The 15,025-nt window shown below is 67.5% G+C and carries 16 protein-coding genes; 6 read left to right on the plus strand and 10 right to left on the minus strand.

Annotation, left to right across the window (positions count from 1 at the left end; all coding sequences use genetic code 11):
* Positions 1–19: 19 nt before the first annotated feature.
* The 6 genes from N1F91_RS09890 to N1F91_RS09915 form a co-directional block, all read right to left on the minus strand.
* The gene (locus N1F91_RS09890) at positions 20–1,219 is read right to left on the minus strand and encodes a cytochrome P450 (protein WP_289991789.1); all 1,200 of its coding nucleotides are present in this window, start codon (positions 1,217–1,219) and stop codon (positions 20–22) included.
* Positions 1,220–1,468: 249 nt separating this feature from the next.
* A complete protein-coding gene (locus N1F91_RS09895; RefSeq protein WP_289991790.1) occupies positions 1,469–3,040 on the minus strand; it encodes an amidase family protein in 1,572 nt (523 codons plus the stop codon).
* Positions 3,037–3,507, minus strand: a complete 471-nt coding sequence (locus tag N1F91_RS09900) for a GNAT family N-acetyltransferase (RefSeq protein ID WP_289991791.1) — start codon at positions 3,505–3,507, stop codon at positions 3,037–3,039. Before N1F91_RS09900 ends, N1F91_RS09895 begins: the two co-directional genes overlap by 4 nt.
* A 6-nt stretch (positions 3,508–3,513) precedes the next feature.
* Positions 3,514–3,801, minus strand: a complete 288-nt coding sequence (gatC, locus tag N1F91_RS09905; RefSeq protein ID WP_289991792.1) for an Asp-tRNA(Asn)/Glu-tRNA(Gln) amidotransferase subunit GatC — start codon at positions 3,799–3,801, stop codon at positions 3,514–3,516.
* Between the two features lie 106 nt (positions 3,802–3,907).
* Positions 3,908–4,312, minus strand: a complete 405-nt coding sequence (locus N1F91_RS09910) for a hypothetical protein (RefSeq protein WP_289991794.1) — start codon at positions 4,310–4,312, stop codon at positions 3,908–3,910.
* Between the two features lie 32 nt (positions 4,313–4,344).
* Entirely contained in the window at positions 4,345–5,052 is a 708-nt protein-coding gene (locus tag N1F91_RS09915; RefSeq protein WP_289991797.1) for a metal-dependent hydrolase, read from the minus strand.
* A 74-nt stretch (positions 5,053–5,126) separates the two neighbouring features.
* Here N1F91_RS09915 and ruvX point away from each other — a divergent pair, with 74 nt between their 5' ends.
* Positions 5,127–5,606, plus strand: a complete 480-nt coding sequence (ruvX, locus tag N1F91_RS09920; RefSeq protein WP_289991798.1) for a Holliday junction resolvase RuvX — start codon at positions 5,127–5,129, stop codon at positions 5,604–5,606.
* On the opposite strand, the gene N1F91_RS09925 is transcribed toward ruvX, so the two are convergent.
* Positions 5,579–5,893: a DUF6105 family protein gene (locus N1F91_RS09925; protein ID WP_289991800.1), complete on the minus strand. Its 315-nt coding sequence runs from the start codon at positions 5,891–5,893 to the stop codon at positions 5,579–5,581. The two genes, ruvX and N1F91_RS09925, sit on opposite strands and share 28 nt — an antisense overlap.
* Entirely contained in the window at positions 5,893–6,444 is a 552-nt protein-coding gene (locus N1F91_RS09930; RefSeq protein ID WP_289991802.1) for a hypothetical protein, read from the minus strand. The genes N1F91_RS09925 and N1F91_RS09930 overlap by 1 nt, the downstream gene beginning before the upstream one ends.
* Before the next feature lie 199 nt (positions 6,445–6,643).
* On the opposite strand from N1F91_RS09930, the gene N1F91_RS09935 reads away from it, so the two are divergent.
* Positions 6,644–7,582 carry an AEC family transporter gene (locus tag N1F91_RS09935; protein ID WP_289991803.1) on the plus strand — a complete coding sequence of 313 codons (939 nt, stop codon included), beginning with the start codon at positions 6,644–6,646 and terminating at the stop codon, positions 7,580–7,582.
* Here N1F91_RS09935 and N1F91_RS09940 read toward each other — a convergent pair.
* Together N1F91_RS09940 and N1F91_RS09945 are read right to left on the minus strand one after the other, a co-directional pair.
* Complete coding sequence (locus tag N1F91_RS09940; RefSeq protein WP_289991804.1) at positions 7,564–9,192, minus strand: acyl-CoA dehydrogenase family protein; 1,629 nt, start codon at positions 9,190–9,192, stop codon at positions 7,564–7,566. The two genes, N1F91_RS09935 and N1F91_RS09940, sit on opposite strands and share 19 nt — an antisense overlap.
* Positions 9,193–9,335: 143 nt before the next feature.
* Positions 9,336–9,779: a BA14K family protein gene (locus tag N1F91_RS09945; protein ID WP_289991805.1), complete on the minus strand. Its 444-nt coding sequence runs from the start codon at positions 9,777–9,779 to the stop codon at positions 9,336–9,338.
* Between the two features lie 179 nt (positions 9,780–9,958).
* Here N1F91_RS09945 and N1F91_RS09950 point away from each other — a divergent pair, with 179 nt between their 5' ends.
* From N1F91_RS09950 to N1F91_RS09965, 4 genes are read left to right on the plus strand one after another with little or no spacing between them, the layout of a single operon-like run.
* Positions 9,959–11,422 carry a deoxyribodipyrimidine photo-lyase gene (locus N1F91_RS09950; protein ID WP_289991806.1) on the plus strand — a complete coding sequence of 488 codons (1,464 nt, stop codon included), beginning with the start codon at positions 9,959–9,961 and terminating at the stop codon, positions 11,420–11,422.
* Positions 11,419–12,762: an FAD-dependent oxidoreductase gene (locus tag N1F91_RS09955; RefSeq protein ID WP_289991808.1), complete on the plus strand. Its 1,344-nt coding sequence runs from the start codon at positions 11,419–11,421 to the stop codon at positions 12,760–12,762. The genes N1F91_RS09950 and N1F91_RS09955 overlap by 4 nt, the downstream gene beginning before the upstream one ends.
* Before the next feature lie 9 nt (positions 12,763–12,771).
* Positions 12,772–13,617, plus strand: coding sequence for a DUF1365 domain-containing protein (locus tag N1F91_RS09960; protein WP_289991810.1), 846 nt, complete (start codon positions 12,772–12,774; stop codon positions 13,615–13,617).
* Positions 13,618–13,672: 55 nt separating this feature from the next.
* Complete coding sequence (locus tag N1F91_RS09965) at positions 13,673–14,917, plus strand: cyclopropane-fatty-acyl-phospholipid synthase family protein (protein ID WP_289991811.1); 1,245 nt, start codon at positions 13,673–13,675, stop codon at positions 14,915–14,917.
* The last annotated feature ends 108 nt before the right edge of the window (positions 14,918–15,025 follow it).

The raw sequence follows: 15,025 nt of genomic DNA on the forward strand, positions 1-15,025 counted from the left end.
GGCTGTGCAAACGATGCCGTCAGCCGACAACGAGGTTCAGAGCTTCCGGCCAACGATGTCCGACGCGGTGCTGCCAGCGGATTTCGCGATCCCGCAATGCAAGCCGGCGACCTTGGCCGAAAAGCACCCGGAAGGTGGCGGCCAGCTCGCTTTCGACAAGGGCGCTGCCGAGACAGCCGTGATAGCCGGCGCCGAACGCCAGGTGTCGCGGTCCGGACCGTCCGATCCTGAAGCGATTCGGCTCGTCGAACGCCGCGGGGTCCCGGTTCGCCGCCCCGAAGCACAGGGCGACGATCTCGTGCCGACGAATCGGCTTGCTCCCGATCTGCGTGTCCTCGATGGCGTTGCGCAACTGGTACTGGCCCGGGCTCTCGAAGCGCAGGCATTCGCCGATGGCACCGCGCACCACCGGATCGTCCCCGCCCGCGATCGCGGTCTTCAGCTTGTCCAGTTCATCCGGGTGGGACAGCAGCGTCGCCACCGAACTCGCGAGCCCGGTCTGCACGTTCTCCACGCCATCGGCCGCCAGCAGCATGCAATTGTCGATCACCGCCTGGACGGGCATCCGATCGCCATCCTCCTGCGCGGAGAGTAGCAGGCTGACGAAATCCCGCCCGGGGAGAGCCGTCCGGTTCTCCGCAACGGCCGCGAAATAGGCCCGAAACTCCTCCAGCGATCGATTCAACGCTTCCAACGCCGTCCGGTCGGGCATGGCATGGAAGAGCTGGAAGAATGGCGTGCTCCATCCTCTGATCTTCTCGGCATCGGTTTGCGGAAGGCCCATCATGCGGCACACCGCGAGCGACGCGAATTGCGAAGAGAAGTCGCGCATGAACTCGATGTCCGTCCGTCGGAACATTCGCTCGGCAAGTTGTTGCGCAAGCTCGTCGACCGAGGGACGAAACTCCGCCAGCGCCGCCCCGAAGGCCCGCATCATCGCCCGTCGCGGCGCCACATGCTCGGGCCTGTCCTGAAAGGCGATCAGGTTGTTGGCAACGTCGGCGGCCACATGGATCGAGGCGTTCCGCTTGTGGACAAGCGCGAAGGGTCCGGGCCGGTTGCTCAGCGCCCTGTTCTTCAGACCTTCGACGACATCGTCGTATCGAGTGACAAGAACAATACCCGATCGGGTACGATGCAGATCCCCCGCATGGTCATCGCCCTGCAAGAGAGACACCAGATCCGGAACGGGATCGGTCGGTCTTCTTTCGAGGCTCATTTGCACGGCGATATCGAGCTGCCGAGACTCCTGTGTTCTTCGCTCGATAAACTCACACGTGCACTCCCGATGCTGCAATACAGTCGGGACTATCGCTCATACAACTTGTCGGATCAAGTACCGATCAGGTGAACGGTGCGGTAGGTGGCGCTGCCTATGTTCGAACGTCGTCTGTGCGGAACTGATGACGACGACGCCATGGAACGCCGGAGCCTGCTCGGTGCTGTCGGTAGGCCGCGTGGCCGCAGCCTACCACCACTTCATCGGCTCGAACCGCCCGGCCGCCTGCTCGATCACATGCGCCGTGCGGAACAGCGTCTCTTCCTCGAAGGGTTTGCCGATGAGTTGCAGGCCGAGCGGCAGGCCGCGGCCGTCGAGTCCGGCGGGGACGGCAATGCCGGGCAGGCCGGCCATGTTCACCGTCACCGTGAAGATGTCGTTCAGGTACATCTTCACCGGGTCGCTCGCCATCTCCTGGTCGGCGATGCCGAAGGCGGCCGACGGGGTGGCCGGTGTCAGGATGGCGTCGACGCCGGCAGCGAAGACGTCCTCGAAATCCTTCTTGATCAGCGTGCGAACCTTCTGCGCCTTGAGGTAATAGGCATCGTAGTATCCGGCCGAAAGCACGTAGGTGCCGATCATGATGCGACGCTTGACCTCGCGGCCGAAGCCCGCGGCGCGGCTCTTCTCGTACATCTCGACGATGTCCTTGCCGGGCACGCGCAGGCCGTAGCGGACGCCGTCGTAGCGGGCGAGGTTGGAGGATGCCTCGGCCGGCGCGACGATGTAGTAGGCCGCCAGCGCGTATTTCGTGTGCGGCAGCGAGATGTCGACGATCTCGGCGCCGGCGTCGCGCATCCAGTCGATGCCCTTCTGCCACAGCGCCTCGATCTCGGCCGGCATGCCCTCGACGCGGTATTCGCGCGGAATGCCGATCTTCATGCCCCGGATCGACCGGCCGAGCGAGGCCTCGTAGTCCGGCACCGGCAGGTCGACGGAGGTCGTGTCCTTCGGGTCGACGGAGGCCATCGAGCGGAGCAGGATCGCCGCATCGCGGACGTCGCGGGCAATCGGGCCGGCCTGGTCGAGCGAGGAGGCGAAGGCGACGATGCCCCAGCGCGAGCAGCGGCCATAGGTCGGCTTGATGCCGACCGTGCCGGTGAAGGCCGCCGGCTGGCGGATCGATCCGCCGGTATCGGTCGCGGTCGCGCCCGCGCAGAGCCAGGCCGAAACGGCGGCCGCCGAACCGCCCGACGAGCCGCCGGGCACGAGGTCGACATTGTCGAACACGCGCTCGGTACGCACGCCGCTGCCGGCGCCGGCGAAGCCGCCCTCGCCGCCATGCGTCACCGGCATGCCCGCCACGATCATCTCGCGCGAGCGCCGCCAGGGGTTCACCACCGGCCCGTAGTAGGACGTCTCGTTGGAGGAGCCCATGGCGAACTCGTCCATGTTGAGCTTGCCCAGCATCACTGCGCCGTCGGCCCAGAGGTTCGCCGTCACGGTCGACTCGTAGCGCGGCTCGAAGCCGTCGAGCACGTGGCTGCAGGCCTGGGTGTGGACGCCCTCGGTCCCGAACAGGTCCTTAATGCCGAGCGGGATGCCCTCGAGCGCTCCACCCTCGCCCTTCGCGAGCCGTGCGTCGGAGGCGGCAGCCATGGTCCGCGCCTTGTCGTGGGTGACCTTCACATAGGCATTGAACGCGCCATTGGCCTCGTCGATCGACGCGAGATAGGCGTCGGTGAGTTCGCTCGCGGTGAACTCCTTGGCCGCAAGCTTGTCGCGCGCCTGCGAGATCGTCAGTCTGGTCAGCTCGGTCATGGGTGAATCTTCTTTTCGTAAAAGCGCGAATAGCCTGAATCGGGATAGTCGAGCACCGCTCCGCACACCGTGAAGCCGCCGCGCTCGTAGACGCGCCAGGCCTCCTCGAAGCCCGGCGCCTCGCCGGTTTCGAGCACGAGCCGCGACAGGCCCTTGTCCCGCGCAAGTCGCTCGATGCGCTGCAGCAGCAGGGAGCCGACGCGCTGGCCCCGGACCTCGGGAAGCGTGAACATGCGTTTCACCTCGCCAAGACCGTCGCCATGGTCCTTGAGCGAGCCCATTCCGACGGCCCGTCCGGCCTCGTCGCGCGCCACGAAGCAGGTCACCGACGGTTCGGCCATCTGCTCGACCGTGAGCTGGAACTGGAACTCGCGCGGCGTGAGCGGGATCATGTAGGCATTGAGCGCGGCGACGAGCCGGCGGACGTCGTCCTGCAGCGGAGTCTCGGCGGCGATCGTCACGGCCATTGCGGGCTACTCCACCACCTTCGGCACCAGGAAGAAGTTCTCCGCCGAGGCCGGCGCGTTGGCGACCACGTCGGCGGCCTTGCCGCCGTCGGTCACGACATCCTCGCGCTTCCGCATCTCCATGGGGATGACGGACGTCATCGGCTCGACGCCCGAGACGTCGACTTCGTCCAGCTGCTCGACGAAGCCGAGGATGGCATTGAGCTCGCCGGTCATCCGCAGGGCATCCTCCTCGGTGACGGCGATGCGGGCGAGATGCGCGACGCGCTTGACGGTGGCGAGATCGACGGACATTCACTTCTCCGGGATGTGACCGGCCCCGTGGCTCGCCCGGGGCCGCTCCGCGCCTATACCGGTCGGACGTGCAAGGCGCAACGCCCGACCGGCCGGCAGCTTTGGCTCAAGGCAGCGCCACACCTTCGCAAAGATGATACGTGCCGCTGTTGGCGGACGGCTCGCCGCCGGCCGCGTCCAGCGCCGAGGTGACCTCCAACTCGCCTTCGCCGCGCGGCACGATCGCCAGCAGGTCGGGAAAAGCAAAGCCCGGCTCCTCGCACAGCGCGGTGACCACGAAGCCCGGCGTCCGCTTGCCCGCCAGCACCTGGACGAAATCGCAATGGTACTCGATCCCCTCGAAGCCCGCCGCCGTCAGGACCGTGTAGCCATCCTCGAAGATGGCCTGAAGACCGCCCGCCCGTGCCGCCTCGCAAAGCTCGGGCGACGCGACGTGGACGCCCACGGGAAAATCCGCCGCCCACGCGCCGGCCGCCCAGGCCAGTCCGCCGGCCACCACAAGTAGTCTCATGCTCCCCAGGAGCTTTCCCCCCGCAGCCTGCATCAGAGGTCGAACGCCTCGCCGACTCTCGGCGTCTTCACTTCCACGCCCGATCCCTCCATCCCCGCCACGAAGGTCTGTGCGCTCTGGTCGAGCATCGGGAATGTCCCGAAATGGCAGGGGACGACCGCGTCGAACGTGAAGAACCGGCGACAGGCGAGTGCCGCCACGGCGCCGCCCATCGTGAAGCGGTCGCCGACCGGCACAAGCCCGATCTTCGGCTCGTGCAGTTCGTTGATCAGCGCCATGTCGGAGAAGATGTCGGTGTCGCCCATGTGATAGAGCGTCCTGTCACCGGGGAAGTGCAGGACGAGGCCGAGCGGGTTGCCGAGATAGGTGTTCTGCCCGCCTTCGCCGGCAAAGGACGACGAATGCAGCGCCTGGACGAAGGTGACGGTGAAGCCGCCGCAATCGACCGTGCCGCCGGCATTGCCGGGATTGATCTTGTTTGCGTCCACGCCCTGCCCCACCAGGAACATGCACAGCTCGAAATTGCCGACGACCATCGCGCCGGTCTTCTCGTGGATCGCCACGGTGTCGCCGACATGGTCGTTGTGGCCATGCGTGAGCAGCACGTGCGTCGCCCCCTCGGCTGCTTCCTCCCAGCCCTTGCCCCAGGAGGGACTGCCGGTCAGGAAAGGGTCGATCAGGATGCGTGCGTCGCCAGCCTCGATGCGGAAGGCCGAATGGCCGAGCCAGGTGATCTTCATGGATGGTTCTCCTTGCTATTGGTCGGCGGCAGGATAGAACGCGGCTCGACCGAGAAGAAAGGCCCCGATCGGCCATGCCCGTGATTTCGATGGAAGAGCTGCCCGCCGTGCTCGCCGGCGGTCACACGCTGGCCGGCCTCGATCTCGGCGACAAGACGATCGGCGTGGCGGTGTCCGACAAGGGCCTGAGCTTCGCCAATCCGCGCCCGGTCATCCTGCGCCGGAAGTTCACGCTCGACGCCGAGGTCTTGATGGCGCAGGCGCGCAAGGACGGCGTCGCCGGCTTCGTCATGGGTCTGCCGGTCAACATGGACGGATCGGAGGGGCCGCGTGCGCAGGCCAGCCGCGCCTTCGTTCGCAACATGCAGCGCGTGACCGACCTGCCCTTCGTGTTCTGGGACGAGCGGCTGTCGACGGTGGCTGCGGAGCGGGTGCTGATCGAGATGGACGTGTCGCGCAGGAAGCGCAGCGGGCGGATCGATTCGGCAGCCGCCGCCTTCATCCTGCAGGGGGTGCTCGACCGGCTTCAGGCGCTCGGCGCCGCCGCTTCCTGAGCCGAAGGGCTGCCGCGCCGTTCCCGCAGCCAGCCGGCGATCGCCTTGCGGCGGCGGAACGCCAGGATGCCGAAGATCAGCGCCGTGTCCAGGATGCAGGCCCGCGCCACCATCCCCGGCAGGATGGCCGGGTCGAGGCCGAGAATCTCGCCGTAGAGGCGAAACACCTCGTCGTGCAGCAACCGGCTGAAGAACAGCATGCCGAAATTGATATCGTTGAACGACAGGCCGTACCAGGACCAGAACAGCCCCATCGGCAAAGCCCAGAACAGGAGGACGTAGCGCATCAGAACCTCTTCGTTGGGCTTGGATCGCGGCGCGACAGGCGCGCCAGCATCGTGTGGTGCGCGGCCCCTATCGCCATCGCCCGCGCCGGTCCGGTCGTGCCCGTGTCTTCGCTGCCAGAACGCGCAGCCTGGCGCGCCGCTTCGGCAAGGGTGGCGCCGTAGGAGGCGAGCAGTGCGACGAACTGCAGCGTGACGGCGGACAGCACGTCGCCGACACCCGACCAGACGCCGAGGGCGAGCAGCACCGTCATCATGCCCGCTGCGGCGGCGAGCGCGATCCGCGCCAGTTCGTCGCCGTCTCCCTGCCGCTCCTCGAAGAGCATCGTCACCAGGGTCCACAGGAACAGCATCGCCACCAGCAGGAAGCCGATGGCCAGCATCGCGGAGACCGGCGCTCCCGCCGGGATCCGGAATGGCGACGTCTCCGGCGACAGCAGCGCGTACAGGGCGGGGAATCCTTCGCCCGTCACCTCGCCCACCGCCGCAAGCGTGAGGATCGCGAAGAACGTCGTCCAGTACGCGGCGACGAAGAGGGTGAGCAGGCGTGGCATCGGCATTCCCGGTCTTGAACGCAGACGATGCCGGTCCGGCTCCCGCCGGGCAACGGAAACCATTCGTTAAGGTTAACGCTTTCGACCGCAGCGGGCGCGCCTCACGGTCTGGACGGCGGCCCTCGATCGGCCGGTCCCGCTTCCCTCCCCAGGCAAAACCCTCTAAGCCGCCCCATTCATCCCGCCTGGCCTGTCCCCCATGACCGCGACCTTCGAAAGCATCCTGCCGATCTTCCTGCTCATCGCGGCGGGCCATTTCCTGCGCCGGATCCGGCTGGTCGACGACGCGGCCTGGCCGGGCCTCGAACAGCTCGGCTACTGGTTCCTCTATCCCGCGCTCCTCTTCGTCACGATCTACAATGCCGACTTTTCGGGCCTCGAGTGGAACGGCATGCTGGCGGCGCTGGCGATCGCCATCGTCGTGACGGGTGCCGGCACCGCGCTGCTGTGGCTGCCTTTGCGGCGCTGGGGCTTAGCTACGGCGGGCGAATTCTCGTCGATCTTCCAGACCAGCGTCCGCTGGAACGGCTTCATGGCGCTGGCCATCGCCGACAAGATCTTTCCACCGGAGGGGGCTGCGGTGGTGGCCCTGATGATGGCCTTCATCATCGTGCCGATCAACGTCGAGTCGGTGATCGTCGTCAGCCGCTTCGCCGACCGGGACGCGAACTGGGGCCGGATGCTGCGCACCATCGCCCTCAACCCGCTGATCCTGGCGTCGCTGGCGGGTCTGGCGCTGCGCTTCCTGCCTTTCGGCGTCTACGAGCCGCTCAACCAGACGCTCGGCCTCGTCGGCCGCGCCGCGCTGGGGATGGGACTGCTGACCATCGGCGCGGGCCTGCGCCCGGCCGATGCGCTGCGGCCGCGCCTTCCGGTCCTGCTGCCCGTCGCCATCAAACTGGTCGTCTTTCCGGCACTGCTGGTGAGCCTGGCCTGGGCCTTCGGCGTCGACGGCCCGCAACTCCAGTATCTCGCGCTATGCGCGGCGGTGCCGACGGCGATGAACGGCTACCTGCTCGCCCGCCAGCTCGGCGGCGACGCCGAGTTATACGCCGCCGTCACCACCGTCCAGACGGCGGCTGCCTTCTTCACCATCCCCGCCGTCCTTGCGATCACGGCCTATGCCGTCTCGGGATAGAGCGTATCGACGATCAGCCGGGCATCGTGGCGCGAATCGAGCATGCCGTAGGTCGTCCGCCACTGTCCTGCCAGCCGCGTCTCGATGAAGGCGTCGGCGATCCGCCCCGCCCCCAGACGCTTCAGTTCGGCAGCAGCGGTGGACAGCGCCAGCTGCTCGGTCAGGATGCGCGCCGATCCCTCGTCCGACTGCGCGACCTCGAGCGCTGCTCGCAGCACCCCGACGGTTCCCTTGCCGCCGGGGCCGAGATCGTGCTCGACGATACCCATCACCTCGGAGAAAAGCCCCGGCGACTGCCTGAGCACCCGCAGCGATTCGATCGCGGCCACGTTGCCGGGTCCCTCCCACATCGCATTGGCCGCGGAATCGCGGAAGAGGCGGGCCATCGGGCCGTCGTCGACATAGCCGCCGCCGCCGAGACACTCCATCGCCTCGCAGACGACGGTGGGACAGATCTTGCAGACCCAGTATTTGATGACCGGCGTCATCGCCCGCGCGAAGGCCGCCTCGGCCCGGTCGTCGGCGGCGCGGTCGAAGGACCGGGCCAGCCGGAAGGCGAGCGCGGTCGTCGCCGCGACCTCCAGTGCCAGATCGGCGAGCACGCGCAGCATCACCGGCTTGTCGATCAGCTTGTGGCCCTGGATGCGCCGATGACGCGCGTGGTGGACGGCTTCGGCAAGGGCCGCCCGCATGATGGCGGCCGACGACAGCGCGCTGTCCAGGCGCGTCAGCGTCACCATGTCCATGATGGTCTTCTGCCCCGCGCCCGGTGCACCGACGCGTTCGGCGATCGCGCCGGCGAATTCCAGTTCGGCAGTGGCACCGGACCGGTCGCCGAGCTTTTCCTTCAGCCGCTGGATGCGCAGGCCGTTCGCCTGGCCCGTGCTCAGGATCCGCGGCACGAGGAAGCAGGACGGGCCCTCGGGCGCCTGCGCCAGCATCAGGAAGGCGTCCGACATCGGCGCCGAAACGAACCATTTATGGCCGGTCAGGCGGAAGAAGCCGTTCTCGGCCCGCTCGGCACGGGTCGAATGTCCCTCCGCGTCGCTGCCGCCCTGCTTCTCGGTCAGAGCCATCCCGATCGTCAGGCCGGTCTTCTCGACCGGCGGCTTCTGGGCCGGATCGTATTTCCGCGTCGTGGCGCGCGGCGCCCACTCCCGAAACAGTTTCGGCGACGCCATCAACGCCGCCAGCGCCGCGCTCGTGGTCGTGATGGACTTCAGGTGCGGCGATTCGAGCTGCGCCATCATGTAGAACCGCACCGCACGCACCTGGTGGCGGCGGCCGGTCTCGGCCTCGCCATTCTCCCAGACCGACGATTGCAGGCCCGTCGCCACCGAGCGGCGCATCAGCGCGTGGTAGGCGGGATGGAACTCGACGACGTCGATGCGCCGGCCATGCCGGTCGTGGGTGCGCAGCCGCGGCAGCTCGGAATTGGCGAGGCGGGCGAGGTCCTGCGCTTCGGCCGACATCGCGAAACGTCCGGCCGAATCGAGATCCTTGCGGACGACCGGCGAGAACTCTTCCGAAAGCTGCACGAGGAGCGGATCGTCCCGCCAGGCATTGGAACCCGCGTGCGGCGGCGGCTGGTTCGTCACTTCATGCGTCACTTGCGATTGTCCCGTCGCCCCTGATTTTCGCGTTTATAGCGCAAGCGCAGGACAGCGGGCGACGGAATTGCTCCATGCACCCACAGCCTGTGGACGGGATGGCGCCGACGCCGCAATCGGCGCCGGCGTCCGACTTGTCACGCTCAGTAGGCGTAGGGAGAATGACAGGCGCGCCGGCGGCCGTGATAGGGCTGGAACGTGTTCGAATAGACATCGTAGGAGCGGTAGCGCCGCAGGCACCAGTCGACATGGGCGCTGCGGTGGCCGCGATAATGATGGCGCGGCTGGCCGGCGATGATGCCGCCGATGATCGCGCCGGCAACCAGGCCGCCGATGATCGGCCCGGCATCGTTGCGCCGATGGTAGCGCACGTGCGGACGATGGTGGTGCCGACGATAGTCGTAGCGATAGTGCCGGTGACGGTCGTAGCGGCGATAGCGCTGTCCGACCTGAACGACATCGGCCTGTCCCGCCGCGACCGCCGGAGCCGAAGGCCGGAGCGAACCCGCCGTCGACGGAAGGACCGAGGCAATGGTGAACGAGAGGGACAGGACCAGCGCGAGGCCGGCGGACAAGATGCGCTTCATACGATCCTCCATGAATTCTTACCCGTCTTGCGATCCTACCACCGAAGCCGAAGTTCTCCAACATGCGGACCTGCGCACGATCGGGCCGGCATGAATCGCGCCTGCCTAATCCACTGGCGCGATCGCTGCGTATCTCGGGAGATGATCGACATCCAGGCGACTGATCCGCGGAATTTTTCATGACCGGCATGCGACCGGAGGGGGACGACGTTCCCGTCCTCGTCCTCTTCAGGCACGACCTTAGGCTCGCCGACAATCGGGCGCTCGGTGCGGCCGTGGCGTCCGGCAGGGCCGTGCTTCCCGTCTTCATCCTTGACGAGGAAAGCCCGGGGGTCCGGCCGGTCGGCGGCGCCCGCCGCTGGTGGCTGCACCATTCGCTGACCGCGCTGTCGCGCGACCTCCAAGACAGGGGCGCCCGCCTCGTCCTGCGGCGGGGCCGCACGCGCGCCGTCGTCGAATCGCTGATCCGGGAAACCGGCGCCGACCGCGTCGTCTGGAACCGGCGCTACGATCCCCCCGGCGCGGCGGTCGATGCCGCGCTCAAGGAGGCCCTGCGAAGCCAGGGCATCGATTGCGAGAGCTTCGAAGGCCAGCTCCTGCACGAACCGACGCGCCTCAGGACGGGAGCCGGCGGGCCTTACCGGGTCTATTCACCCTTCTGGCGGGCGCTGATGGCGGAGCCGGCGCCGCGAGCGCCGATCGAAGCGCCGAAAGCCATCCGCGGCCATCGCGGCACGGTCGCGGGCGACGAACTCCAGAGCTGGAGCCTGCTGCCGACCCGGCCGGACTGGTCAGGTGGGCTGCGGGCCGAATGGACGCCCGGCGAGGCGGGCGCGATGGCGCGGCTGCGGGTCTTCCTCGCCGCCGCGATCGACGGCTACGGCGACAACCGCGACCGGCCGGGCCTTCCCTCGACGTCGCGGCTGTCGCCACACGTCGCGCACGGCGAGATCACGCCTTTCCAGATCTGGCAGGCGGTGGAGGAGGCGCGCGACGCGATTCCCGCCCACGACGCCGAGAAATTTCGCAAGGAAGTCGTCTGGCGCGAATTCTCCTATCATCTCCTGTTCCACAACCCCGACCTCGCCGAACGGAACTACAATCGCGACTTCGACGGTTTCCGCTGGCGCCCGTCCGGCGATCTCGTGGAAGCCTGGCAGCAGGGCCGCACCGGCTATCCGATCGTCGACGCCGGCATGCGCGAACTCTGGCAGACGGGGTGGATGCACAACCGGGTGCGGATGATCTGCGCCTCCTTCCTCATCAAGCACCTGCTGCAGGACTGGCGCGAGGGCGAGCGCTGGTTCTGGGACACGCTGGTCGACGCGGATGCCGCCAGCAATGCCGCAAGCTGGCAGTGGGTCGCGGGCTCGGGCGCCGACGCCGCACCCTACTTCCGCATCTTCAACCCAATCCTCCAGGGGGAGAAGTTCGATGGCGACGGCGACTACGTGCGCCGCTACGTGCCCGAACTCGACCGCGTGCCCAACCGCTTCCTGCACAAGCCGGGCGATGCCCCTGCCCTCTTGCTTGCCGAGGCCGGCGTGAAACTCGGCCGTGAATATCCCGTACCTGTCGTCGAGCACGCTCAATCCCGCGACAGGGCGATGGCTGCCTACAATGCATTGAGAGGATCCGCATGAGCATCGTCACACTGGACCGCGCCAACCACCGCGGCCGGAAGAGAATTGCCGTCGTCGGGTCCGGCATTTCGGGAGCCTCGGCGGCCTGGGCGTTGCATGCGGGGCACGACGTGACGCTTTTCGAGGCGGACGCCCGTGCAGGCGGACATACCGCCACCGTCGACGTCGACTACGACGGCACGACCATACCGGTCGACACCGGCTTCATCGTCTACAACGAACTCAACTATCCCGAACTCAAGGCGTTGTTTGCCCATCTCGGCGTCGCCACGCACGAGAGCAACATGGGCTTCTCGCTGTCGCTCGACGGCGGGCGCCGCGAGTGGAGCGGCCAGACCTACCGCTCGATCTTCGCCCAGAAGCGCAACGTCTTCTCCCCCTCCTTCCTCTGGATGCTGCGGGAGATCCTGCGCTTCAACCGCCAGTGCATCCAGGATCGCGAGGCCGGCCTGCTCGGCGGCGTCACGATCGGGCAGTATCTCCAGACCCGGAAGTTCTCGGCCGAGTTCCGCGACGACTACCTGATCCCGATGGCCGCCGCGATCTGGTCGACACCGCGCGTCAAGATGCTCGACTTCCCGGCCGCGACCTTTGTCTCCTTCTTCGAGAACCACCGCCTCATCCACAACGAGCGGCCGATGTGGCGCACCGTCACCGGCGGCTCGCGGAGCTATCTCGAAAAGCTGCTCGCCCCGCTCGGCGACCGGCTCCGCCTGAATGCGCCCGTGGAGAACGTCCTGCGCGACGATCACGGGGTCGTCGTGACGGTGCGCGGCGCGGCGCCGGAACGCTTCGACGAGGTCGTCGTCGCCAGCCATTCCGACCAGGCGCTGGCCCTGCTCGGCGATCCGTCGCCGATCGAGGAGAAGATCCTCGGTGCCGTCGCCTACCGGCCGAACCGCGTGATCCTGCACCGCGACCCGCGCCTGATGCCGAAGCGCCGCGCCGCCTGGTCGGCCTGGAACTACATGCGCTCGAGCGGGATGGACCTCGAGAAGGAAGTCTGCGTCACCTACTGGATGAACGCGCTGCAGGGCATCGACGCGTCCCGCCCGCTCTTCGTCTCGCTCAATCCGGTGGTCGAGCCGGCGGCGGGAACCGTTTTCGGCGAATGGAGCTTTTCCCATCCGCAGTTCGATTCGCGCGCCCTGTCGGCACAGGTCCGTCTCGACGACATCCAGGGCGTGCGGCACACCTGGTTCGCGGGCGCCTGGACCGGCCACGGGTTCCACGAGGACGGTCTGCGATCCGGCCTCAAGGTCGCCGAGGCACTGGGTGGCGTGATACCCTGGCGCCGGACGGAACCGGCGGACACGGACCTGCCGCTGGCAGCGGAATAGACACGGCAGATGGCACGAACCGATCGACCCACGACCATGGCTGGCAACGGCGCGCCGCCGCAGGCAGCCGCGGCGCTCTATCGCGGCGAGGTCATGCACCAGCGCCTGAAGCCCTTCGGCCACCGCTTCGCCTATTCCGTGTTCTCGCTGCTGGTCGATCTCGATCGGCTCGACGACGCCCACCGCCTGTCGGCACTGCTGTCGGTCAACAAGCCGAACGTCGTATCCTTCCGCGACAGCGACCATGGCGAAAAGCCGGGCGAGACGGCCAGAGCCTATGCCGACCGGCTGCTAGCGGCCTCGGGCCTGGAGCGCCGCGCCGCGCGCATCCTGCTTCTCTGCTACCCGCGCATTCTCGGCTACGTCTTCAACCCGCTTTCGGTTTACTTCGCCTATGACGAGACCGGCGACCTCGTGGCGCTGATCTACGGCGTGCGCAACACCTTCGGCCAGCGCCATTCCTATGTCGCGCTGGTGGAGCCCGGGGACGTCAGCGCGGCAGGTGTCCGCCAGACGCGGCGCAAGCTCTTCCATGTCTCGCCCTTCGTGGGCATGGACGCGCGCTACCATTTCCGCATCCTGCCGCCCGGCCGTGCGGTCCGGGTGCGTATCCACGAGACCGAGGGCGGCGAACCGCTGCTCGCCGCGACCTTCGCAGGGGCCGCCCGCCCGCTGGATACGTCGACTCTTGCCGCTTGCCTCTTGCAGTTTCCGCTTCTCACATGGAAAATCGTCGCGGGCATCCACTGGGAGGCCCTCAAGCTCTGGCTGAAGGGCGCGCGGTTCAACTCCAGTCCCCCCGCGCCTTCTACTGCGAGCTATCGTGACAGTCCGGCCGTCGAGCCGGGAGAGTGAGTTGCAGACGCCGCCAAGCGGGCAGAGTCAAGGGCGGGCACCGATGATCGAACTGATGACGATCGATACGTACGAAGAGAAGCCGATCAGGCTCACCGACGAGAACATCGCCTCCTTCACCAGGGGCCTTCCGGCGAAGGCCCGCATGGTGCTCGGCGCAGCTATCCGCCTGCCGAAGGGCACGCTGACGGCGAAGCTGCCCGACGGGCGCCTGATCCTCGTCGGCGGCAATGCGCCGGGGCCGGATGCCCATGTCGAACTGCGCAACTGGCGGCTTCCCGGCCGGGCCTTCTCCGGCGGAACCATCGGCGTCGCCGAATCCTACATGGACGGCGACTGGGACAGCCGCGACGTCACGACCTTCCTCGAGCTCTTCGTCGTCAACCAGGAGACGGGCGAGGAAGTGGCGGGCGGCGCCAACTGGCTGCTCACCGCCATCCAGCGCATCCGACACTGGCTGAACGAGAACACGCGCACCGGCTCGAAGCGCAACATCTCCGCGCATTACGACCTCGGCAACGCCTTCTACCGCGAATGGCTCGACCCGAGCATGACCTATTCATCCGCGCTCTACGGTACCGGAGCCAACGACCTGGAGTCGGCGCAGGCGGCAAAGTACCGGGCGCTGGCGCGCGACGGCGGCATCGGCCCGTCGAGCAGCGTGCTGGAAATCGGCTGCGGCTGGGGCGGCTTTGCCGAGTTCGCCGCGCGCGAGATCGGCTGCAAGGTCACCGGCCTGACGATCAGCCGCGAGCAGCACGATTTCGCCCGCGAGCGCATCCACAAGGCAGGCCTCTCCGACAAGGTCGAGATCAAGCTGCAGGACTACCGCGACGAGACCGGCCGCTACGACAACATCGCCTCTATCGAGATGTTCGAGGCGGTGGGCGAAAAGTACTGGCCCGTGTTCTTCCGCAAGGTGAAGGACTGCCTCAACCCCGGCGGCACCGCCGCCATGCAGATCATCACCATCAACGAAGCCGCCTTCGATTCCTATCGCCGCCGTCCCGACTTCATCCAGCGCTACGTCTTCCCGGGCGGCATGCTGCCGACGCCGAGCCTGCTGAAGACGCTCGGCTCCGACCAGGGCCTCTCCTTCCTCAAGGAGCGCGTCTTCGCGCAGGACTACGCCCGCACGCTCGCCGACTGGCGCGAGCGCTTCTGGGCCTCCTGGGAAAGGCTCGTCCCCCTCGGCTTCGACGACCGCTTCCGCAAGCTGTGGGAGTTCTATCTCCACTACTGCGAGGCGGGCTTCCGGGCCGAATACATCGACGTGCGGCAGGTGGTCTACAAGGCCTGAGCCGGGGCGCGTGGCCGAGGCGCGCCGTCTTACCCCTCCCCAGACAAAGTCGCAGCCGGCCGAACCGCCTGAGCGTGCCCTGCCGATCGCGCCGCTTCGAATGCTCCC

The organism is Aquibium sp. ELW1220 (assembly GCF_030398385.1).
Lineage (GTDB): Bacteria > Pseudomonadota > Alphaproteobacteria > Rhizobiales > Rhizobiaceae > Aquibium.